This is a genomic window from Leifsonia sp. RCC_180 (assembly GCF_058138205.1).
Window position 1 is genome coordinate 2801048 of the sequence record NZ_CP200340.1, and the last position, 21248, is coordinate 2822295.

The window sequence follows — 21248 nt, forward strand, 5'->3', positions numbered from 1 at the left end:
AGTGCTCGTCCTGAACTTCCGCCGCTCCTTCGCGCGAATCTACGGTTCCTCGGCGATCACCTGGTGGAGCTGGCTCATCCCGCTCCCGTTCGCGCTGACGGTGATGTCGGGGCTGCAGTACGTAACGGGCGGCCCAGCGGCCGTGCTGGCAGTCTCGGGGCTGCAGCACGTCATCCTGGGCGGCGTGCTGCTGCTCGGTGCTGCGGTGCTCCGCGTCGTCCGCGGGGCCGCCCGCCCGGTCGTCGTCTTCGCGATCTTCGCCGGAATCGGGGCCGTTCGTCCGCTGCTCTTCCTGGAAGCGGGCGGCCTGCTCTCGATCCCGGTCCGTCCCGGCGACCTCGGCGCCCGGATCGCCATCAACGTCGTGGCCATGGTGGTCGCCTTCTCTCTGATCGCCGTCGGGGTGGACCTGGTTCGGGATCACCGGGGTGTCTTCCGTCGCCTCCGCGAGGCGCAGCGTGCTTCGGGGCGCGATGTCGAGTGCGCGGCCGAGAGGCTGCGGATCCTGCGCGCGTCGGCGGTCGACGACGTCGTCGCGGCGCTGGAGACGGCTGCGGCCGAGGCCGCGACGTCACGGGTGGAGCCGGCGGAGGCCGCCCGTCTTCTGCGGGCACTCGCGGAGGACGTGGTGCGTCCCGCCAGCCATCGCGTCTACGACGCCGTCGGGGCGGAGAGGCCGCCGGAGCCCGAGACGCCCAGCGCGCGGGAGTGGTCGGCCTCGGTCTTCGGCGGGATGCGCGCGGCGCCGACGATCGCGACCGCCCTGATCTTCTCGGCGATGGTGGTCCCCTTCGGGCTGCAGCTGTTCGGCGCTTCTAGTCTCGCGCCCGTCGCGGTGGGAGTGGTCGTGCTGGTCGCGGGCAACGGGGTCGTGGCCCGACTGCCGCTGCCGCACCGGGCCGTGCCCCGGCTCCTCGTGCTCGTCCTCTCATATGCGTTCGTCGGCATCCTGCTCTCTGCGATCACGGGAGGGGTGCTCACGGTCATGGGCGCTCAGCCGACCTCGGTCTGGTTCCAGGCCGCCATGTACCCGGTCGTCGCCCTCGCGGTCGCATTCGTCGGATCGCTGGCGGTGCGCACGCGGCACGACCGCGCGGAACTCGAGGACGCTCTGCAGCTGAACATCGCCGCCGCCGCGCGCATCCGCGCCGAGTTCGAGCGCGAGCGGGCCGCCCTCGCCCGGCTGCTCCACGCCGGAGTGCAGTCCGAGCTGATCGCCGGGGCGCTCGCCGTGACCGCCTCGCCGATGACCGGTCCCGAGGGTGCCGGCGCACGCATCGCAGAGGTCGTCGGCCGCGCACGCGACGCGCTCCGGGGTCTGCAGCGGGAGCCTGGAGCCGAGGAACAGTTGCAGGCGCTGCTGGAGAGCTGGTCGTCGGCGATCAGTCTCGAGGCGCGGATCGATGAGGGCGCGTGGGACCGCCTGGGCGACCCGGTTCGCGCTTCGGCGGTCGTCGATGCGATCTCCGAAGGGTTGGCGAATGCCGTCCGTCACGGCGACGGAACACCGATCGCCCTCGAGCTGCGATCTGCCGGCCAGGACGGTGTCGAGGTGGTCATCGTCTCCGGCGGGGCGCTCGTCACGACCCAGCCGGGTATCGGCCTGCGGCAACTCTCAGAGCGCGGCACGGTCGCCTTGAAGGAGTCCTCCGGGCGTGTCGAACTCGCCGTCGCCATCCCCTGACCGCTCGCTGGGAACCTCGTCGTAACAGCCGTACCCCGCAGGCCCGCTATCCCGGTCGTCGCCTAGATTCTCGAAGGACGGCAGGGCTGCCGCCCGCGGTCCCGGATGGGGGCCCCTGCGTGACCCGAACGCGTGGGATGCGCCCCCGACCGGGATCTATTCGTCTGCATTGATGGAACATCCAGGCGAAATCGGGTAGAAATGATCGGTACGCTTTCGCGCCGACCCCCCCGGTGCGTCACCCCCGACCGTCTCGCTCAGGAAAGTCATCAGCAGCTTGCCCCAGTCCACTCCCTCAGTGCGGCCGCGCCGCAGTCTCAGGGCACCCGTCGTGGTGGATGTGGACCAGCAGCCCGAGCTGTCGGACGACCCGGCCACCGCCTTCACCACGGCGGAAGAGCTGACGTCGACGCAGACGTTCACGAGCCGCCGTGCGCGTCTCGAAGCCGAGCGCACGCGCCCGCGCAAGCGAGAGCGCATCGTGGTCAAGCCGGCTCGCGCGGAGCGATCGGCTCGCGCCGAGCGACCTGCTCGCGCGCCCCGTCCGGCGCGTCCCGTCCGCACGGCACCCGCGACCCGTCCCGCCCGGTCCGACCGTCGGCACTGGGGCGTCCACGCCGTCGTCATGCTGGCGCTCGCCGCCTTCTTCGGCACTGCGGCGCTTCCGGCGTATGCCACGACCGGTGAGGGTTCGACCGTCGGCGCCGCCCGCACCGCCCTAGCCGTCCAGACGCTGACCGGCGGCGGTGTCACCCAGGTCGTCGCCCGCGACGGGCTCGACATCCAGGAGAGCCCGCAGGCGCTCGACTCGACCACCAACTCGACCGTGTCGCCCACGGTCCAGGCGCTCGCCGTGCAGCTCATGGGAGCTGTCGCCTCCGGCCGCCTCGTGGGCTCGACGCCGAACCACCTCGGCGAGATCGCCGACCTCGCCGAAGGTCACGCCGTGCAGAGCTGCGGCGTCGACTACCGCGTGCTGCAGGCCATCTCGGTCGCCCTCGACAACTTCAACCAGGTCGGCGTCAGCGACATCAACCGCCGCTGCACCGGGCAGATCGAGGGTGCGGGCACCGACTCGGCGCACTACGCCGACGGTGGCGGTCACGCCGTCGACTTCTACCTGCTCAACGGCTCACCGCTCACAGGTGGCGACGCGAAGTCGATGGAGCTCATCCGCATCCTCGACCCGCTGGTCCCGGACGGCACCGGCCTCGGCCAGATCGGCTGCCGCTCCTCGATGGACCTGTCGAACTTCAAGCCGTTCGACGACACGTGCAACCACCTGCACATCGACTTCCTGAAGTCGGACGGCCCCGCCCTCCGCTACGGCTGAACGGCACTCAGCGCCTGAGGCTCAGTCGAACAGGTGCAGCGCGGCCCACTGCAGCAGGATGACGGTCTTGCCGTCCGCGATGCGACCGTCGGTCACCATTCCGAGCGCCTCGCCGTAGGGGACCACCACCGGTTCGATCTCCTCGCCCTCGGCTTCGACGCCACCACCACCCGTGACCTCGGCCGGCGTGTAGGGCGCCGCGTAGAAGTGCACCCGTTCGGTGACGGATCCCGGGCTCATGTACAGGTCGAAGAGGTGCGTCAGCTCGCCGATGCGTACCCCGAGTTCCTCCGCCGCCTCGCGCCGGATCGCCTCCTCGGGTGAGTCCCCGTCGAGGAGGCCGGCCGCCGTTTCGACGAGCATGCCGTCGGGATGCCCGTTAACGTACGCCGGGAAGCGGAACTGGCGGGAGAGCAGGAGCGTCCGCCCGACCGCGTCGTAGAGCAGCACGGTCGCGCCGTTGCCGCGGTCGTACGTCTCGCGCGCCTGGGTCGTCCAGTCGCCGGCGCGGCCCCGGTAGTCGAACGTCGTCCGGCGGAGGACGTGCCAACCGTCTGAGGTCACCTCGACATCGCGTACGCGCACGTCCGGGTTGCCGGTGAGCCCCAGCCCGGTCCGGTGCAGGCCGGTCCGGCCGCGGCCGTCGGGGATATCGTGGCCGGGCCGCTCGTCACTCATGTTCCGAGCCTAACGTCGCCCGTCCGGTCGCCCGCTCCTGCTCTACCGGTACCGGCGGCGGATCTCCCGCGCGGCCAGGATGTCGCCCGCGTGCGCCTCCCGAGCCTTCAGGATCGCCTTGTCCGACTTCAGCGGCAGCCGCAGCACGTCGTCCGCCTCGATGCCTGCGACGAGCTCCCTCGCCCGCTCCACCTCCGAGTCCAGCTCGGCGCCGAGCATCAGGGCGACGTTGGCGATCCAGATCCACAGCAGGAACACGATGATGCCGGCGAGTGCGCCGTACGTCCGGTCGTAGTTTCCGAAGTTGCCCACGTAGAAGGCGAACAGCGCCGAGGCGATGCCCAGCACGACTATCGCCGCGATCGAGCCGGGCGTCAGCCAGCGCATGCGCGGGTGCTTGATGTTCGGCGTGGAGGCGTAGAGCACGGCCACGAGCAGCACCACGACGATGATGACGATCGGCCAGCGGATGATGTTCCACGCGACCAGCGCGACGTCGCCCAGACCGATCAGCCCGCCGAGGAACGACGCCACCGGCCCGGAGACGACCAGCAGGATGGCCAGCAGCGAGATCAGCACCAGCGAAAGCAGCGTGACGCCGAGCTGCACCGGCCGGAGCACCAGCGCCGAGCGACCCTCCGGCACGCCGTACACGCGATTCAGCGCACGCCCGAACCCGCCGACATAGCCGGATGCCGACCAGACGGCGCCCACGATTCCGATCGCGAGAGCCCATCCCGTCGCAGGGGAGGAGGCGAGGTTCTCGATCGGGCCCTTGAGCACATCCGTCATGCCGGGTGCGAGCTGGTTCACCATCCCGAACAGCGCGTCGATGCCAGCCTGGCTCTGGCCGACGAGGCCGAGGATGCTGACCAGCGCCAGCAGTGCCGGGAACAGCGACAGGACGGCGAAGTACGTCAGCCCTGCCGCCAGGTCGGTGCACTGGTCGGTCGTGAAGCTGCGCATCGTGCGCTTGAGGATGAAGCCCCACGGCAGTCGGAACGTGGACACACTGCGGCGGTCCTCGATGCGGCGCAACGCCTTCGCGCGGTCGCTTCCCACTCCGCCGTGGTCAGCCGGCACGCCCGCGCCTCCGCACGAGGAGCGCGGCGATCCCGGCGGCGGCACCGGTGAGTGCGAGGAACACCCCGACGAAGAGCGCGGGATGCGAACGGATCTGCACACGGATATTGAAGGTCGCGAACAGGTCGTCGAGCGTCGTCGCCAACTCCTCGCGCGTGACCTCGAGGTCGAGCTTCAGCTGGTTGATGCCCGCCCCCTTCGGGAGCGGCGGCCGGCCGGCCGGGCGCTGGCCCTGGCGGCTGACCGAGGGCGTGGTGTCCGAGGTCACGGCTGCTCTCCCTTCAGCGCCTTGGCGTCGGCGCTCAGTTCGCTGCCCAGGTCGTCGGGCACCGGCGGTACCACTTTCTTGAGGCTCCGCCAGCCGATCAGTCCGAGGACCACGGCGATGAGGATGAGGATGCCGGCCACGATGAGCGCAGACAGCCATGCCGGGAGAATGAGCGCGAAGCCGAGCACGGCCGCCGTCACCAGCACGCCGAACGCGAAGAAGAGGAACACGAGTGCGCCCACGAGCATCCCGGCGCCGATGCCCGCGGCTTTCGCCTTGGCCGAGATCTCTGCCTTGAAGAGGGCGAGCTCCGACGCGACGAGACGGCGCAGTTGCGCGACGAGATCCTTCGTCAGCTCGGGGAGGGGACGGAGTCCACGGGTGGTGCGACGGCGCTCCCGTGGGAGCGGTGGCGTTTCGGCCATCGGTTCGGGCTCCCTTCAAAACGCTGGTAGGCCGAACGTACCCCACCCCTCCACGTGAGTGAACCCGCGATGGTGCACACTAGGGGCATGAGCGGCAACGAGCTCGCCGGCCGGGGAGGCATCCTCGCGGCGGTGGTCCCCGGGCAGCCGGTCGCCGTGCTGGAGCACGCCGCGCGTCTCGCGGACGACCTGGACGTGCCGCTGGTCTGCGCGAACGTCGACCCGGACCGCTACCTCGTCTCCAGCTACGTCGACGGCACGGTGGTCGCCCTCCCGTACGACCCGGATCTGCCGGAGACCGAAGAGGAGCAGTTCGACCCGGAGCTGGAGGCGCACATCCGGCGCATCCTCGACGGGCGCGGCATCCCCTATTCGCTGCAACAGCTGGCGGGCGACCCGGCGTGGTCGCTGTCGCGACTGGCCGACGACATGGATGCGCGCTACATCGTGGTGGGAACCCGCGAAGCCGGCCTGCGAGGGAGCCTGCGCGAGTTCTTCAACGGCTCCGTCGCCCTGCACCTCGCGCACCGGCAGCACCGCCCGGTGATCGTGGTCCCGCTGGACCCTCAGCCGGGAGTGCAGAAGCTCCCGTGGGAAGACCCGCCGGTCTAGTGCCGCCGGTCCGTGGACCGGCGCCGGTGCACCTGCACTGGCGGTCGATCCTTCTCGTGTTCGTCGGAGGGGCGCTGGGGACGGCCGTCCGGTACGTCCTCACCCTTTCGGTGCCCCAGGTGGCAGGCGTCCCCTTGATCACGTTCGTCATCAATGTCACGGGGGCGTTCGTGCTGGGTTGGCTGCTGCAGTCGCTCGCGCTGCGCGGACCGGACGTGGGCGTCCGCCGCGATCTGCGGCTGTTCGCCGGGACGGGCATCCTCGGCGGGTACACCACGTACAGTTCGCTGGCGGTCGACACCGACGGGCTGATCGCGGCGCAGAGCGTGGGCGTGAGCGTCCTCTACGCCTCCGCGACCATCGTCGTGGGGGCGCTGGCGTCGCTCGCAGGAATCGCCCTCGCCTCCGGGATCGCGCGCCGCCGGGCCGGACGGGGGCGGCCGTGACCGTACTCCTGGTACTGGGCGTCGCCGCCGCCGGCGGCCTGGGCGCGGTCGCGCGACTGGTGTTCGACGGGGTGCTCCGCTCGCGGGTGCGCGTCGGCTTCCCACTCGGGACGACGATCATCAACGTCACGGGCTCGTTTCTGCTCGGGCTGGTTACGGGACTCGCTCTCGCGCACGGTCTCCCACCGGAATGGCGCGCGGTGCTCGGCACCGGTTTCCTCGGCGGGTACACCACCTTCAGCACCGCGAGCTACGAGACGGTCCGGCTGGCGCAGCAGCGACGCTATCGGGCAGCGCTCGTCAACGGCGTCGGGATGCTGGTGCTCGCGCTCGCCGCGGCCGGCCTGGGTCTGTGGCTGGGCCAGCTGGCATGACCTGCGCGCCGTGTCGTGGCGCTACTCCTGGTCGGGCTCCTGCTCCATCCACCACTCGGTGAACTCCTCCGCGCGGCCGTCCTCCGCCAGGCGGATGATCCACAGGTTGCTGTAGATCGGGCCGCCCCGGTAGTCGGTGACGCCCTCCACGAAGTGCACCGGCCCGTCCTGTCCGAGCAGCCGCCACTCGAAAGTGGCCGCTCCCGGGTCGTCCTGGGCGTCGAGCCAGCCCTCGACGATCTCGAGGTGGCCATCCCACGGCTCGGCGAACGGTTCAGTGCGGTAGCTCGCATCCTCGGTGAAGAGCGCCCGGATGTCGTCGGGCTCGTTGCTCTCCCATGCGCGTCGGTAGAGGTCGATCCAGTTCGTCAGCGCGTCGGCCATGCCCCCGTTATACGCCCTGCGGATGTCGCGCCGCTACGCTGGCGGCATGGAGGAGCCCTTCGCCGCCTGGTCGGAGTTCAACGTCGCCGTCGCGGGTGCGGGAGCGGCCCTCGGCGGCCTGCTCATCGTCGCCCTGTCGGTCAACATCAAGACCATTGCCGACTCGCCGGGGCTCGCCGCGCGGGCAAGCGGCTCGATCGCCTCCCTGATCCTGGGGGTCGTGCTCTGCTGCGCGGGCCTCATCCCCGGCCAGGTGGTGTGGGGGTACGGGATCGTGGTGCTGGTCGGCACGGCGCTATGCGGCGTCGTCGTCGTGCGGTCGGCAGTGCGCGTGCACCAGGATGCGGTGGAGAGCGGCTACGGCCGCTGGCAGGTGGAGCGGATCGTGCTGTTCGCGGTGACACCCGTCATCTACGCCGTGGCGGGCATCCTGCTCGTCGCGACGTCGTGGTGGGCTGCTGCGCTCGTTCTCGTCGCGGTGGGCACGCTGTTGGCGATCGTCACGACCGTGCTGTTCTCGTGGGTTGCGCTCGTGGAGGTTCTGCGCTGATCGGGTGGGACGCGTCGGGCAGGGACTGTGCCGGTCAGGCGGGCTGCGCGCTGAGCTGTGGCAGCGCATCCACCAGCGGCGCGAGCTCGGGCACCGCTCGGGCCTCGTCGAGAGCGCGGGCGAGTGCCGCGTCGTGGACGGGGCGTGCGGCGTCGAGCAGCCGGTGGCCGTCGGCGGTGAGCTCCGTGTAGATGCCGCGGCGGTCGTCCGCGCACAGCACCCGCGTGAGCAGGTCTCGCTCTTCGAGCCGGTTGACCAGGCGGGTGGTCGCGCTGGGGCTGAGTGCGCTCGCTCGAGCGAGCTGCTGCATCCGCATGTGCCAGCCGTCCTGGCGGGCGAGCGCGTCGAGCACCGTGTACTCGACGACGGAGAGCTGCACCGCGCTGTTCAGGTTACGTTCCAACTCGGCTTCGATGAACCCGTGCAGCGCAGCGAGCGTGCGCCAGCCGTGCGCGCGCACCTCGACGGCGTCATCGGCGATGCCCATGGGCGCCCCTTCCTGGTCGGTCGGCGTGGGTCGCCGGCGGACGGGCTTGCATCAGATACTTGCACGTGCAAGTATTTATAGCGCGTCTGCAACTAACAGACTAGCGCAGCATCCTCACATCCAGAAGGAGACCCCTATGCCCGCCGGCCTCATCGCCCTCGCCCTCGGAGGGTTCGGCATCGGACTGACCGAGTTCGTCATCGCGGGGCTTCTCCCTGAGGTCGCCGCCGACTTCCACGTCGACGAAGCGACGGCAGGCTGGCTGATCTCGGGATATGCGCTCGCCGTGGTCGTGGGCGCGCTCGGTCTCACGGCGGCGGCCACGCGCCTGCCCCGCAAGGCCGCGCTGCTCGGGCTGATGGTGCTCTTCATCGTCGGCAACCTCCTCTCGGCGATCGCTCCCGACTACGGCGTCATGATGACCGGCCGCATCATCGCCGCCCTGTGCCACGGCGCGTTCTTCGGCATCGGCTCGGTCGTGGCAGCCGGACTCGTCGCGCCCGAGAAGCAGGCGCGCGCGATCGCGATGATGTTCACCGGGCTCACCGCCGCCAACGTCCTCGGCGTGCCGTTCGGGACGCTGCTGGGGCAGGCGTTCGGCTGGCGGTCGACCTTCTGGGCGATCACCGTGATCGGCGTCATCGCCATGATCGGTGTCGCGGTGCTCGTGCCGGCGGGAGCGGGCGGCGGCCGGAGCGCTGGTGGCCTGCGCGGCGAACTCACTGCGTTCCGTTCGGGACAGGTGTGGCTGTCGCTCGCCGCAACAGTGCTCGGCTTCGGCGGGATGTTCGGGGCCTTCACCTACATCGCCTACACGCTGACCGGGGTATCGGGCTTCGCCTCCGCTGTTGTCCCGTGGCTGCTGATCCTCTTCGGGCTCGGCCTCTTCGCGGGCAACTGGGTCGGCGGCCGGCTCGCGGACCGATCGATCGACGGCACCCTGCTCTGGTTGCTCGGCGCACTGGCGGTCGTGCTGGCGCTCTTCGCGCTGGTCGCCGGCATCCCCGTCGCCGCGGTGATCGCGCTCGTGCTCATGGGGGCCTTCGGCTTCGCCACCGTGCCCGCTCTGCAGCTCCGCGTGCTGTCGTACGCCTCGCACGCTCCGACCCTCGCGTCGGGCGGGAACATCGCCGCTTTCAACCTCGGAAACGCACTCGGCGCCTGGCTCGGCGGACTCACCATCGCGGCCGGATTCGGCTACACGTCGCCGCTGTGGGTGGGGGCTCTGATGACCGTCGGGGCTGTGGTTGTGGTGGCCGTCGCCGCGGTTTCCGCGCGTCGCGGACGTTCGGGGAGCGTGCGCGTCCCGGAACGCTTCTCGGAGGAGACTCTTCCGGTCCAGTAGACGAGGGAGTACATTCGCTTTCGTCTCGAACGGTCAGGGGGTGATCGTATGCCAGAGGTGGCCCAACCGGCACACCGTGGCCTCATCACTCCTGCGCGCGTGCTCCTCGGATCTCTGATCGCCGGCGCCGGACTGACCGTTCTCGGATTCTTGGCCGGCGGCTCGCCGGCATCCGCGGCGGAACCGGCACCGCCGGCTCCCGGCGCTGTGACCGCGCTCGTGTCGAGTGCCACCGGGGCCGTCGGGGATACTGTCGCTTCCGTCACGGGCGCTGTGGCGCCCGCGCTGCCCGATCCCGTCCAGCAGGTGGTCTCGCACGTCGTCACCCCGGTCGTCGACGTGGTCGATCAGGTGGCCGAACAGTCGCCGGTCTCCGCCGTGGTGGACCCTGTGGCCTCCACTGTCGATCAGGTCGTCGCGCAGGTTCCTGTCGTCCGGGATGTGATTCCCTCGGCACCGGTGTCGTCCGTCACTCAGCCGGTCACCGGGACGGTCGACCGGGCGGTGTCGGATGTGTCCGGCGCGGTCGGAACGGCGGTCTCTCCGCTGGCGCCCGCGGCCGACGTGCCGCCCGTGGCGCTGCCCGGAGGGGGACTGCCCGGTGGCATCCTTCTGGGAGGGTTTGCCGCCCCGGTCGCTGAAATCTCGGCGGCCGTCCTGGCTGGCCTCGCGCCGCCTGCGTTGTCCGCGGCGGTTTCCCGCTCCGGCGGCTTCGTATCCTCCGGATCCGGCAGCCCGGCCGCTCCTGGCGGCGTGCCCGGAGGTCTGCCTGGTGGCGGTCTGCCCGGTGGCGGACTGCCCGGCGGAGGCATGCCCGGTGGCGGAGCGGCCGGATCGGCCGGCAGCGGCGGCGGTCCGGGCGGAGCTGTGCCCGGCTCGGCCGCGACGGCCGAGCGTTTCTTCCTGCCCGCCTCCCTCCGGAGCGGGCTCCTCGGCGTGGCCGCGGACGATCACGTCCCTGCCGGCCCTGTCGGCGACCACGACATCAGCCCCGACTGAGTGGGTCCCGGCTGCCCTCGCGGCAGCACGCGACCACCGCCCGGCACCTCTGTGCCCGGCCATCACACTCATTCGAAAGGCTTGATCATGAACAAGTACGTATCCAGAGGGATGTGGTTCACCCTCTGCGTCGGCGGCCTGTGGCTCGCCGGAACGGCTGCGGCCAACGCGGCCGAGACCTCCGGCAGCGACGGCGTCGCAACCGGCGACCAGGCGGTCGTCGGTGTCTCGATCCCCGTGTCCCTTTCGGGCAACGGCATCTCGGTGCTCGGGGACTCCTCCAGCGCTGGCTCCACTGCGGCGGCGCTTGCCGCTCCGGCTGCGCCCTCGGCGTCGATCTCGCCCGACTCGATCGGCGGGGTACTCAGCGGCGACCAGGCGGTCGTGGATGTGAGCGTGCCGGTCACGGTCGCGGGCAACGCGGTCAGCGTGGTCGGCGATTCCGGCAGCTCCTCCTCCGACGTCGCCGCCGCCCCGGCAAGCGGCTCGGGAACGAGTGCCACCTCGTCGGGCTCCGACGGCGTGGCTTCGGGCATCCAGGCGCCTGTGGGGGTGGATGTGCCGGTCACGGTCGGCGGGAACGCGATCGCCGTCCTCGGCGACGCGTCGTCGGCCGACTCGGCTGCGACCACGTCGACCGGCGGCTCCGGCTCGTCGGCGACCTCCGCATCCACAGGCTCGGACGGCGGGCTACTGTCCGGCATCCAGGCCCCGGTTGCTGCGGCCATCCCGGTCACTGCCGGCGGTAACGCCGTGTCGGTGCTGGGGGACGCCAGCTCGACGGGCTCCACGACGACGGCTCCGGCCAGCGGCGGCGGCAGCACGGCGACCTCGGGTTCGGGTTCGGATGGCGGGCTGCTGTCCGGTGTTCAGGCTCCGATCGACGCGGCGGTTCCGGTGACGGCTGGTGGCAACGCGGTTTCGGTGGTCGGGGATTCTTCGACCTCGGGTTCGAACGTGGCGGCTCCGGCCACGGGTAGCGGTACCTCGGCGACCTCGGGTTCGGGCTCGGATGGCGGGCTGCTGTCCGGTATCCAGGCTCCGATCGACGCGGCGGTTCCGGTGACGGCCGGTGGCAACGCGATCTCGGTGGTCGGGGACTCGTCCTCGACCGGCTCTTCCACGAGCGCACCGGCGACCGGCGGCACCACGGCGGGCGACGGAACGACGGGAGGAACCGGTGACGGAGGTCTCCTCGGCGGCATCGAGCTGCCGATCTCGGCGGACGTTCCGGTGACGATCGGAGGCAATGCCATCAGTGTCGTCGGTGACAGCGCCACCGCGGGCTCCACCACGACGCCGACCACGCCGACGACGCCGACCACCCCGACGACGCCGACGACCCCGACCACCCCGACGTCGCCGACCATCGGTGACCCCGCCGGTGCAACGGTCGCGGCCAGCGGCAGCGGTGCAATGGTGCTCGCCATCGGAAACGGGTCGGGCACGGCGGCCCTCGCCTCCACGGGCTCCGACGAGCTCGGACTGGGCGCCCTGGGCGCGCTCCTCGCTCTCCTCGGAGTGATGTGTGCATTCGCCGCGGCCAACCGGGCGCGTCGCAACCCCACCCGCTGATCACATCGAGGCCCGCTGACCGCGGGTGATGACTTCCCGGCACGCCGGCTCTCCCAGCCACCGGCGTGCCGGGAACTCGGCGTGTCCGGGTGCGAGCGAAAGGACTGTTCTGACGGTTCAGTACCCGATCGGGCGCCCGGGGGTGAGCGGATCGTCGTTACCGACGAAGGCGTCGCCACCGTTGTACTGGGCTTCGCGGCGCTTCACTTCGGCGAGGAGTGCCTTGTTCAGCATCTCGGACCAGCTGCTGTCGCGCTCGCCGAACGACGTGTGCCGATACGCGGCACGCGCACGGTTGCGCATGGCGGGCGTCAGGTAGAACGTCACCGTCGTGCGCTTCTTCTTGGGGGGTGTCGGCTGGGCGACAGGGCCGCCTGGCAAGAGGCGAACTTCCGCTGTGTTCTCGGCCCCGGCTGCATCGTCGGGGGGTTCGGGTGCGGAGAGGTCCATGGCTCACCTTTCTGCATATCGGATGTCGATGTATCCTCTGGGATACTATCCGGTCTACCCGCCTGGAAGCCACATTCCACAGGGCTACACATGCTTTAAATGCCCGGTTATGCAGGCATTCCGACCGGCACCGTCAGTGCGAGAGCCGCTCCACGACGGAGCCGAACAGCTGCGGGCGCCGGGCTGCTGTCGGGACGATCCGCGGACGATACCGCGATCGCGCGGCCATCACGAGGGCCGCAGTGAGCACCCGGAAGTCGCGGGTGGTCGTCCGCCAGGCACGCTCGTACTGCTCGGTGTTCCCCGCGCGCACCGCCGCGATGGCCGCGCGCGCCTGCGCGAAGCCCACGCGCATCCCCTCGCCGGTCAGCGCGTCGACGTAACCGGACGCATCCCCGGCCAGCAGCACCCGGCCGGCCGACCGCGACCGGGCCCGCTGCAGGAGCGGACCGGCTCCGCGAGGTTCGCTCACCGCGACCACGCCCTGCAGGCGTGCGGCGAGCTCAGGGATGCCCGCGATCACCTCGTCGAGGTCGAGCGGGCGCGAGCCGAGCACGGCGACGCCCACGGTCTTCTCGTCCACCGGCGTCACGTAAGCCTCGGCGCCGGCGGACCAGTGCACCTCGACGAGCGAGGTCCACGGCTCGATGGCGAAGTGCTTCCGCACCCCGAACCGGCGACGTGTGCCCGCCTGCGCCCGCCCCTCGAGGCCGACCATGCGGCGGATGGGGGAGTGCAGACCGTCGGCGCCGATCACCCACGGAGCGCGCAGGGTCTGACCGTCGCTGAGGGTCAGTTCGACCCCGTCGGCCTGTTGCGTCAGGCCTGTGACTTTGGCGTGGATGCGGTCGGCGCCCAACTCCGTCGCACGCTCGGCGAGCGCTTGGTGCAGCACGGTTCGCCGCACCCCGCGGCCGGGACGCTCGGCGAACCGATGCTCCACGCGGGAGGAGGAGTCTATGTACGCGATGCCGTCGAGCCGCCGGCCCGCCGGATCCACCCCGATGCGGTGCAACGCGGCCAGCGCTCCCGGCATCAAGCCCTCACCGCAGGCCTTGTCGATCGGCCCGACGCGCGGCTCGACCAGCACGACCTCCATGCCGTCCACGCGTGCTTCGATCGCGCAGGCGAGGCCGATCGGGCCGCCCCCGACGACGATCACCTGCGCGCTCATGCGCTCGCAGGTTCCGCGAGGACGGTCGCGAGCGCTCGGTTCTCGCAGCGGATGCGGACGGCGAGCAGCCAGGCGTTCAGCACGGTGAAGGCGAGGGCGGTGACCCAGGCCGTGTGCACTAGTGGCAGGGCGAAGCCCTCCACCACGACGGCGACGTAGTTGGGATGGGTGAACCACCGATACGGCCCGCCGGTCACCAGCGGCAGGTCGCGTACGACGATCACCCGCGTGTTCCAGCGATGTCCGAGGGTCGCGATGCACCACCAGCGCAGCGCCTGGCTCGCGAACACCAGCACGAGCATCGGCCAGCCGAGCCACGGCAGGAAGGGACGCCCGGCGAACCAGACCTCGGCCAGGCACGCGAGCAGCAGGCCGGTGTGCAGCGCCACCATGGCGGGGAAATGCCCCTTGCCGAACTCCACGCCCCCGCGCGCGAACGACCACTTCGCGTTGCGTGTCGAGACGATGAGTTCCGCGATGCGCTCCAGCCCGGTTGCGAGCACGAGCGCGGTGTACCAGATCACGGAATCGGTTCTATCATGGCGGCCGCGGGCAGGGCAGCGGGCACTGCTGCAATCGCAGCCGCAGGCTCGGACCGCCCGTCACCGTCGGCCCAGCGCAGCAGCACCAGTTCGCTGGTCACGCCCGGACCGAGCGCGAACAGCAGACCGATCGTTCCGGCCGGGTGCACATCCAGCTGTTCCGCGAGCACGTGGAGCACCGCGGCGGAGGATAGGTTTCCGACGTTCGCGAGCGAACGCCAGCTCGCGTCGAGCGCACCGTCGGGAAGGTCGAGCGCCTGCGAGAAGGCCTCCAGCACCTTCGGGCCGCCGGGATGCGCGGCCCAGGCGCCTACGTCGGACACCTCGAGATCGTGGGCCGCGAGGATGCCGCGGGCGTCACCGGCGAAGTTGCGCTCGATGACCTCGGGGACGCCGGCGCTCAGGACGATCCGGAAGCCCGTGCCGCCGATGTCCCAGCCGATCACATCCGCCGTGTCGGGGTAGATGCGGCTGCGGGTGTCGACGACGTCCGGGCCGGCCAGTCCCAGCTTTTCGGCGCGGTCATCGCCGACCATGACGACCGCTGCCGCCCCGTCGCCGAACAGACCGCTCGCGACGATGTTCGCCATCGAATCGTCCCTCGCCTGCACGGTCAGCGAGCACAGCTCCACCGACAGCAGGATGGCCACCTCGTTTGGATGCCCGGCGAGGTAGTCGTTGACGCGGGCGATCCCGGCTGCTCCCGCGACGCAGCCGAGGCCGAAACTCGGCAGGCGCTTCACATCCGGTCGGAGGCCCAGCCGGGCGACCAGTTGGGCGTCGATGGATGGAGCAGCGATGCCGGTCACCGATGTGAAGAGCAGGAAGTCGACATCGGCCGGCTCGAGGCCCGCCGAGGAGAGTGCCGCAGTGATCGCGCGCTCCGCCAGCGAAGTCCCCTCGGCGATGAAGAAGTCGTTGGATTCCTGGAACGAACCCAGCGAGCTGTAGCGCTCGAGCGGCATCACGAGGCTCCGCGTCTGCACACCCGAAGAGGCGTGGATACGACGCATCACCTGCTGCCGGGCGGGGTCCGATGTGATCATCGCGAGCAGCGCGGCGGTGATCTCCCCCTGGCTGTAGCTGCGGGCGGGGAGCACCGGGGCTACCGAGACGATTCGGCTCACATGCGAAACGTACCACCGGGTCCGCCCACCGTGAGCGGCGGTCGGCGGATACCCAGGGGCGGCCGGACAGCCGGTCGACCGCCGCCCGGCCGGCAGCTCAGAGCGACCGCGGACGGGTGTCCTGCTGCGCCTTTGCGACCACGGCCACCAGTGGTTCGTGGAGGGAATCGCCCGGTTCCACTCCCATGACCTCTTCGACGATCGCCGCGGCATCCGCTTCATCGAGCAGGCGGCGCAGTTCCACGCTCTGGCTGTCTTCGGGGACATCGAAGCGCAGCGCAGCGCCGACTGCCGCGATCAGGGCCGACGGGATGCCCCCGACGTACTCCGCGTAGTCGGAGGCCGGGCCGATGAAGCGGTCGTTGCGCCCGAGCTTTCGGATCGGCTCACGTCCGACCCGGGTGACCTCGTCCACCAGGTAGGTGTTGGCGAAGCGCCCCAGGATCTTCTCGCGATAGGCGGCGAGCTCCTCCTCGGGCAGCCCGTGCTTGGCGGTCAGTGCGGCCGACGTCTCACGTAGCGCGGCCTCCGCCGCCTCGCGGACGGCGGGGATGGCGACCGCCTCGCTGATCGTCGTCGCGCCGTGGAGGAAGCCGGTGTACGCGACGGTCGCGTGCCCCGTGTTGACCGTGAACAGCTTGCGCTCGATGTACGGCCCCAGCGAGTCGACGAAGTGGGCGCCGGGGATGCGCGGCTCGTGTCCGGCGAACGGCGTCCGGTCGACGACCCACTCGTAGAAGGTCTCGACGGTCACATCCACCCCGGCGTCCGCCGCCTGAGCGGGGACGATGCGGTCGACGGCGGTGTTGGCGAACACGGCTCGGGCGGCGAGGGTCTCGCGGGTGTCGTCGTCGGGCAGGCCGTCCATCAGTTCGGCGGCGAGCAGGTCGGATGCCCCGATCGCGTTCTCGCACGCCATCACCGCGAGGCGCGGGGCGTCGTCGGCGCGGGCCGCTAGCCCGCGGGCGATGACCGGCGCGACGAAACGTAGGATCCGCGGGCCCACTGCCGTCGTGACGACGTCGGCCGAGGCGATCTCGGCGACCAGCGCATCCTCGTCGGTCGCGCTGTTGATGGCGCGGAACCCGGTGACCGTCCGGGTCTCCGACTCCTCTCCGACGAGCTCGACGCGGTACGAGTCCGTAGCGGCGAGAGCGTCGATCAGTTCGGCGTTGACGTCGGCGAACACGACCTCGTACCCGGCTTCGTGGAGCAGGAGCCCCACGAAGCCGCGTCCGATGTTTCCGGCACCGAAGTGGACCGCTTTCACTCGTTCACATCTCCCAGCAGCGCATACAGCGCGTCCGCATCCGGAGCGTCGAGGAGCTTCCGCACGTCGTCCTCCTCGGAGAAGAGGATGGCGATCTTCGACAGGATCTCGAGGTGCTCGTTGTTCTGACCGGCGATGCCCACGACGAACCGCACCTCCTCGCCGCCCCAGTCGAGCGGCGAGGAGTAGCGGATGAAGGACAGCGCAGACCGCTTGATCTCGTCCTTGGACTCGTTGGTGCCGTGCGGGATGGCGAGGCCGTTCCCCATGAAGGTGGAGACGGTGTTCTCGCGGTCCTGCATCGAGTCGACGTAACCGGGCTCGACGGCGCCCGCTCTCACGAGCAGCTCACCCGCCTCCCGGATCGCGTCCTCCCGCGTGGCCGCGGAGCCCGCGGCCACGACGTTCGCCCGGTCGAGAATCGTGTCGGTCATTTGGTGGCGTCCTCCGTCGCGTTCTGGTTCTTGACGAGGTCGACGACCTCGTCGTACTTGGGGCTGTTCATGAAGTTGTCGACCGAGACGTGGATGGAGTCCGGCGACTGGCCCTTCGCCCGGTCGGTCAGCTGCTGCTGGGTGATGACGAGGTCGGCCGTGCCGTCGAGGTTGCTGATCGCCTGGTTCGTCACCGTGACCCCCTCCACTCCGGCCTTCTTCATCTTGTTGCGGAGCACCGAAGCGCCCATGGCGCTCGAACCCATGCCAGCGTCGCACGCGAACACGATGTTGCGCACCAGCCGATCGGTGGCGTCGCCCTGGGCGTCACCGGTGTCGTGCTCGGCCTCGTCGACGAGACCACCGAGCACCGAGGACGACTTGCCCTTGTTGGCCTCGGTCTGAGCGACCGCAGCGGAGAGGTCGCCGGCGTTGCCGGCAGCGAGGTCACGTCGACGGCTCGACCGCAGCACGACCGCCGTGAAGGCGAAGGAGACAGCCGCGGCGGAGATGATCGCCAACGCGATGCCGAGCATGTTGGGCACCGGCGCCTGAGCGAAGATCGCGAACACCGATCCTGGTGCCGCCGGGGCACGAAGTCCCGTCTGGAAGGCCACGTTGACGGCGACTCCCGTCATGCCGCCGAGGATGGCGCCGATGATCAGGATGGGCTTCATCAGCACGTACGGGAAGTAGATCTCGTGGATGCCGCCGAAGAACTGGATGATGAACGCTCCAGGAGCGGCCGCGCGTGCGGCGCCCAGGCCGAAGATCGCCCAGGCCAGCAGGATGCCCGCACCGGGGCCGGGGTTCGTCTCGATCAGGAACAGGATCGACTTGCCGGCTTGCTGGGACTCCAGCGTTCCGATCGGGGTGAAGACGCCGTGGTTGATCGCGTTGTTCAGGAAGAGAACCTTGCCCGGCTCGACCAGGATGCTGACGAGCGGGAGCAGGTGAACCGACACGAGCCAGTCCACGCCGGCTTCGAGCGCCTTGCTGAGTCCCTGAACGAGAGGGGCGATTCCGAAGAAGGCGCCGATCGCCAGGAGGAAGCCGAGGATTCCGGCAGAGAAGTTGTTGACGAGCATCTCGAAGCCCGCCTTGATCTTCCCCTCCCAGATGCGGTCGACGAGCTTCATCAGGTAGCCGCCGAGCGGTCCCATGATCATCGCGCCGATGAACATCGGGATGTCGGTGCCGACGATCACGCCCATTGCGGCGATCGTGCCGACGACACCGCCGCGCACGCCGTAGACGAGGCGTCCACCGGTGTTCGCGAGAAGGAGCGGGAGCAGATAGGTGATCATCGGGCCGACGAGGCTCGCGATGTCCTTATTGGGGAAGGGTCCCTGCGCGATGAAGAGCGCCGTGACGATGCCCCATGCGATGAAGGCGGCGATGTTGGGCATCACCATGTTGGAGAGGAACGTGCCGAACCGCTGCACGTGGACGCGCGCGGAGTTGGGCTTCTTGGGGGCCGACGCCGTCGCCGACGTCTGTGTCGCCGATGTCATTGTGCTGTCTCGTTTCTATCGGGGGCTGGTGAGGTGAACCGTTCGGCGGCCGCGCGGACCGCCTCCCGGGCTTCGGCCGCGCTGTCCGCGGCCAGGGCGGTCTCGGCCAGCGATCGCGCCTGGCCGAGGGTGTAACGCTTGAGGGAGAGCCGCACGTCGGCGAGCGCCGCCGGCGACATCGAGAGGGTGGTGGCGCCGAGGCCGACCAGCACCACGGCCAGCAGCGGGTCCGCCGCCGCCTCGCCGCAGATGCCCACGGGCTTGCCCGTCGCCGTGCCCGCCGCGCCGACTTCGCCGATGAGGCGGAGGACGGCGGGATGCCACGGGTCCTGGAAGCCGGAGACCGAGCCGAGCAGGCGGTCGGCCGCGAGCGTGTACTGCGTGAGGTCGTTGGTGCCGATGGAGGCGAAGTCGGCGATCTTGAGCACGCGGTCGGCGAGCAGCGCGGCCGAGGGCACCTCGACCATGACGCCGACCGTCTTCAGCCCGTACTCCCGCCCGAGCTCGGTGAAGTACCGCGTCTCCTCGATGGTGGAGACCATCGGGGCCATGACCCAGAGGTCGGCGTCGGTCTGGGCATCCGCCTCGGCGAGGGCGGTCAGCTGCTCGCGCAGGATGTCCTCGTTGGCGCGCAGGGAGCGCAGCCCGCGGAGTCCCAGAGCCGGGTTGTCCTCGTGCGCGTCATTCAGGAACTCGAGCGGCTTGTCCGCGCCGGCGTCCAGCACCCGGACAACCACCTTGCGCCCGCCGCCGAAGGCACGGAGAAGCTTCACGTACTGCTCGCGCTGCTGCTCCACGGTCGGAGCCATCCGCTGGTCGAGGAAGAGGAACTCCGTCCGGAACAGCCCGACGCCCTCGGCGCCCGCCGCGACCGCACCCTCTGCTCCCTCGGCCGAACCGAGGTTGGCCAGCAGCGGGATCGCGGTCCCATCGGCGAGGGCGCCCGACTCCACGCCGCCGGAGAGGGCGGCGGCGCGCTCCTCGATGCGGCGCTGCGCGTCGGCGCGCTGGTCCGCGGTCGGCGAGACGGTGACCGTGCCGGTGGCGGCATCCACGATCACCACGTCGCCGTCGGCGATGCGGTCTGCGCCGTCGGCCCCGACGATCGCGACGATGGACTTCTCGCGGGCCAGGATGGCCGTGTGCGAGGTGGGCCCGCCCTCCTTCGTGATGAGGCCGAGCACCTTGGTCAGGTCGAGCAGGGCGGTGTCGGCGGGGGCGAGGTCGTGGGCGACCAGCACGAATGGCTGATCGGAGTGCGGGACGCCGGGAGCCGGCTTCCCCTCGAGCGCTGCGACCACGCGCTGCGACACATCGTCGAGGTCGCCGGCGCGCTCGCCCATGTACCCGCCGAGGTCCTTCAGCATGTCGCGGAAGACGGCGAAGCCTTCGAACACGGCGCGCTCGGCGGTCTTGCCGCCGTCGATGCGCGAGGCGACGTCATCGGCGAGGGTGGAGTCCTCGGCCATCATGGACTGCGCCTCCAGCACATCCGCTGCGGTGCCCTCGACGGTGGATGCGCGCTCGCGCAGGTCGGCCGCGACCGTGGCGACGGCCTGCTGGACGCGGGCCTTCTCCTCATTCGGGGTGCGCGTGCTGCGCTCGTCCGACGGCTCGGGAAGAGGGGCCGACATCCGGAGAACCGGCCCGACGGCGACGCCCTGGCCGATGCCCGCGCCGGTGAGGATGCGCGTCTCACTCATGCTGTCGCTCATGATCAGGCGTCGTGGTCCGTGGCCAGGATCTCGGCCAGATCGTCGAGGACGGCCTCGCCGTCATCCGCTTCGGTGGTCAACACGATCTTGTCGCCGTGGTCGATCCCCAGGGAGATCACGCCGAGGATGCTGCCGGCGTCGACGGTCTTGCCGCCTTCCTTGGTCAGCTTCACCTTCGCGCCCGAGCCGTTGACCGCCTCGACGAAGAGCTTCGCGGGGCGGGCGTGCAGCCCGTGCGCCGATCCGACCGTGATGATCCGTTCAGCCATGGTTGAGGTCTCCTTCGCTCCGTGTCGGCCGGGTGGCCGCCCTGTCTCTCATAGTGTCGTCGCCCTGGCGTTCAAGGCCAGGTCCAGCGCGCGCTCACCGTCGAGGGCGGCGGGGGAGACGGAAGGAAGCACGGCGACGGCGGTGCCGGTAGCCGCGGCCCGCTCGCGGAGGGCGGGGACGGCGTACTCGAGGTGTGCGCCGACAAGGACCACATCCACTCCGGCGAGCGACTCCAGCTGGCTCGCGCTGCCCGGCTGCACCTCCACGTCGGCGCCGCGATTGCGGGCGGCACTGCGCAGCTTCACAGCCACGAAGGTGCTGGACGCGCCGGCGCCGCAAACGACCACGATCCTCATCGATCCTTGCCTTTCGGGAGTGCTGGTGAAGCTGATGGAACGTCAGCCATGCTCGTCCGCGGCGCACGACGAATCCAGCAGCGTTTCTTCCGGGGGTGCGGAAACCTGGCCGGGCGCTCGGCGCGGCGGGCTCCGGGATGGTTGACTCGAGAT

At 70.4% G+C, this 21248-nt stretch carries 25 protein-coding genes; 9 read left to right on the forward strand and 16 right to left on the reverse strand.

The genetic code is table 11. The features are described 5' to 3' along the window. The first annotated feature begins 1 nt into the window (after nt 1). Together AB7E03_RS13800 and AB7E03_RS13805 are read left to right on the forward strand one after the other, a co-directional pair. A complete protein-coding gene (locus AB7E03_RS13800) occupies nt 2–1684 on the forward strand; it encodes a sensor histidine kinase (RefSeq protein WP_489941932.1) in 1683 nt (560 codons plus the stop codon). A gap of 331 nt (nt 1685–2015) precedes the next feature. Continuing rightward, the gene (locus AB7E03_RS13805; protein ID WP_489941933.1) at nt 2016–3017 is read left to right on the forward strand and encodes a hypothetical protein; all 1002 of its coding nucleotides are present in this window, start codon (nt 2016–2018) and stop codon (nt 3015–3017) included. 21 nt (nt 3018–3038) lie between these two features. Here the strand turns inward: AB7E03_RS13805 and AB7E03_RS13810 are convergent, their stop codons facing one another. The 4 genes from AB7E03_RS13810 to AB7E03_RS13825 are packed head-to-tail and all read right to left on the reverse strand — an operon-like array spanning nt 3039 to nt 5471. Next, the gene (locus tag AB7E03_RS13810) at nt 3039–3695 is read right to left on the reverse strand and encodes an NUDIX domain-containing protein (protein WP_489941934.1); all 657 of its coding nucleotides are present in this window, start codon (nt 3693–3695) and stop codon (nt 3039–3041) included. Between the two features lie 42 nt (nt 3696–3737). Continuing rightward, nucleotides 3738–4778, reverse strand: coding sequence for a YihY/virulence factor BrkB family protein (locus AB7E03_RS13815; protein ID WP_489941935.1), 1041 nt, complete (start codon nt 4776–4778; stop codon nt 3738–3740). Then, nucleotides 4768–5046, reverse strand: a complete 279-nt coding sequence (locus AB7E03_RS13820) for a hypothetical protein (RefSeq protein WP_441784392.1) — start codon at nt 5044–5046, stop codon at nt 4768–4770. Before AB7E03_RS13820 ends, AB7E03_RS13815 begins: the two co-directional genes overlap by 11 nt. Then, complete coding sequence (locus tag AB7E03_RS13825; protein ID WP_489941936.1) at nt 5043–5471, reverse strand: phage holin family protein; 429 nt, start codon at nt 5469–5471, stop codon at nt 5043–5045. Before AB7E03_RS13825 ends, AB7E03_RS13820 begins: the two co-directional genes overlap by 4 nt. An 87-nt stretch (nt 5472–5558) precedes the next feature. On the opposite strand from AB7E03_RS13825, the gene AB7E03_RS13830 reads away from it, so the two are divergent. The 3 genes from AB7E03_RS13830 to crcB are packed head-to-tail and all read left to right on the forward strand — an operon-like array spanning nt 5559 to nt 6903. Continuing rightward, on the forward strand, nt 5559–6083 hold the full coding sequence (locus AB7E03_RS13830) for a universal stress protein (protein WP_489941937.1): 525 nt from the start codon (nt 5559–5561) through the stop codon (nt 6081–6083). Next, nucleotides 6062–6529, forward strand: coding sequence for a fluoride efflux transporter FluC (locus AB7E03_RS13835; protein WP_489941938.1), 468 nt, complete (start codon nt 6062–6064; stop codon nt 6527–6529). The genes AB7E03_RS13830 and AB7E03_RS13835 overlap by 22 nt, the downstream gene beginning before the upstream one ends. Next, nucleotides 6526–6903 (forward strand): fluoride efflux transporter CrcB, encoded by a 378-nt coding sequence (gene crcB, locus AB7E03_RS13840; RefSeq protein WP_489941939.1) that lies wholly within the window; start codon nt 6526–6528, stop codon nt 6901–6903. Before AB7E03_RS13835 ends, crcB begins: the two co-directional genes overlap by 4 nt. A 21-nt stretch (nt 6904–6924) precedes the next feature. Here the strand turns inward: crcB and AB7E03_RS13845 are convergent, their stop codons facing one another. Next, a complete protein-coding gene (locus AB7E03_RS13845) occupies nt 6925–7287 on the reverse strand; it encodes a nuclear transport factor 2 family protein (RefSeq protein WP_489941940.1) in 363 nt (120 codons plus the stop codon). A 46-nt stretch (nt 7288–7333) separates the two neighbouring features. Here AB7E03_RS13845 and AB7E03_RS13850 point away from each other — a divergent pair, with 46 nt between their 5' ends. Beyond that, nucleotides 7334–7837: a hypothetical protein gene (locus AB7E03_RS13850; RefSeq protein ID WP_489941941.1), complete on the forward strand. Its 504-nt coding sequence runs from the start codon at nt 7334–7336 to the stop codon at nt 7835–7837. A gap of 34 nt (nt 7838–7871) precedes the next feature. Here the strand turns inward: AB7E03_RS13850 and AB7E03_RS13855 are convergent, their stop codons facing one another. Next, nucleotides 7872–8324: a MarR family winged helix-turn-helix transcriptional regulator gene (locus tag AB7E03_RS13855; RefSeq protein ID WP_489941942.1), complete on the reverse strand. Its 453-nt coding sequence runs from the start codon at nt 8322–8324 to the stop codon at nt 7872–7874. Nucleotides 8325–8460: 136 nt separating this feature from the next. Here AB7E03_RS13855 and AB7E03_RS13860 point away from each other — a divergent pair, with 136 nt between their 5' ends. The 3 genes from AB7E03_RS13860 to AB7E03_RS13870 all read left to right on the forward strand — a co-directional run bounded on the left by AB7E03_RS13860 (nt 8461) and on the right by AB7E03_RS13870 (nt 12243). Next, the gene (locus AB7E03_RS13860; protein WP_489941943.1) at nt 8461–9669 is read left to right on the forward strand and encodes an MFS transporter; all 1209 of its coding nucleotides are present in this window, start codon (nt 8461–8463) and stop codon (nt 9667–9669) included. A 99-nt stretch (nt 9670–9768) separates the two neighbouring features. Continuing rightward, on the forward strand, nt 9769–10668 hold the full coding sequence (locus AB7E03_RS13865) for a hypothetical protein (RefSeq protein WP_489941944.1): 900 nt from the start codon (nt 9769–9771) through the stop codon (nt 10666–10668). 87 nt (nt 10669–10755) lie between these two features. Then, nucleotides 10756–12243 (forward strand): chaplin family protein, encoded by a 1488-nt coding sequence (locus AB7E03_RS13870; protein ID WP_489941945.1) that lies wholly within the window; start codon nt 10756–10758, stop codon nt 12241–12243. Nucleotides 12244–12360: 117 nt separating this feature from the next. On the opposite strand, the gene AB7E03_RS13875 is transcribed toward AB7E03_RS13870, so the two are convergent. The 10 genes from AB7E03_RS13875 to AB7E03_RS13920 all read right to left on the reverse strand — a co-directional run bounded on the left by AB7E03_RS13875 (nt 12361) and on the right by AB7E03_RS13920 (nt 21095). Then, nucleotides 12361–12624 (reverse strand): ParB family protein, encoded by a 264-nt coding sequence (locus AB7E03_RS13875; RefSeq protein ID WP_489941946.1) that lies wholly within the window; start codon nt 12622–12624, stop codon nt 12361–12363. A gap of 202 nt (nt 12625–12826) precedes the next feature. Continuing rightward, nucleotides 12827–13867 carry an NAD(P)/FAD-dependent oxidoreductase gene (locus AB7E03_RS13880; RefSeq protein WP_489941947.1) on the reverse strand — a complete coding sequence of 347 codons (1041 nt, stop codon included), beginning with the start codon at nt 13865–13867 and terminating at the stop codon, nt 12827–12829. Further along, entirely contained in the window at nt 13864–14391 is a 528-nt protein-coding gene (locus AB7E03_RS13885) for an isoprenylcysteine carboxyl methyltransferase family protein (protein WP_489941948.1), read from the reverse strand. The genes AB7E03_RS13880 and AB7E03_RS13885 overlap by 4 nt, the downstream gene beginning before the upstream one ends. Further along, nucleotides 14388–15536 carry a type III polyketide synthase gene (locus AB7E03_RS13890; RefSeq protein WP_489941949.1) on the reverse strand — a complete coding sequence of 383 codons (1149 nt, stop codon included), beginning with the start codon at nt 15534–15536 and terminating at the stop codon, nt 14388–14390. Before AB7E03_RS13890 ends, AB7E03_RS13885 begins: the two co-directional genes overlap by 4 nt. A gap of 97 nt (nt 15537–15633) precedes the next feature. After that, the gene (locus AB7E03_RS13895) at nt 15634–16806 is read right to left on the reverse strand and encodes a mannitol-1-phosphate 5-dehydrogenase (protein ID WP_489941950.1); all 1173 of its coding nucleotides are present in this window, start codon (nt 16804–16806) and stop codon (nt 15634–15636) included. After that, the gene (locus tag AB7E03_RS13900; protein ID WP_489941951.1) at nt 16803–17240 is read right to left on the reverse strand and encodes a PTS mannitol transporter subunit IIA; all 438 of its coding nucleotides are present in this window, start codon (nt 17238–17240) and stop codon (nt 16803–16805) included. The genes AB7E03_RS13895 and AB7E03_RS13900 overlap by 4 nt, the downstream gene beginning before the upstream one ends. Then, a complete protein-coding gene (locus AB7E03_RS13905) occupies nt 17237–18754 on the reverse strand; it encodes a PTS mannitol transporter subunit IIBC (protein ID WP_489941952.1) in 1518 nt (505 codons plus the stop codon). The genes AB7E03_RS13900 and AB7E03_RS13905 overlap by 4 nt, the downstream gene beginning before the upstream one ends. Continuing rightward, on the reverse strand, nt 18751–20457 hold the full coding sequence (ptsP, locus tag AB7E03_RS13910) for a phosphoenolpyruvate--protein phosphotransferase (RefSeq protein ID WP_489941953.1): 1707 nt from the start codon (nt 20455–20457) through the stop codon (nt 18751–18753). The genes AB7E03_RS13905 and ptsP overlap by 4 nt, the downstream gene beginning before the upstream one ends. A gap of 14 nt (nt 20458–20471) precedes the next feature. Continuing rightward, nucleotides 20472–20738 (reverse strand): HPr family phosphocarrier protein, encoded by a 267-nt coding sequence (locus AB7E03_RS13915; protein ID WP_489941954.1) that lies wholly within the window; start codon nt 20736–20738, stop codon nt 20472–20474. A gap of 48 nt (nt 20739–20786) precedes the next feature. After that, nucleotides 20787–21095, reverse strand: coding sequence for a PTS sugar transporter subunit IIB (locus AB7E03_RS13920; protein ID WP_489941955.1), 309 nt, complete (start codon nt 21093–21095; stop codon nt 20787–20789). Nucleotides 21096–21248 lie beyond the last annotated feature (153 nt).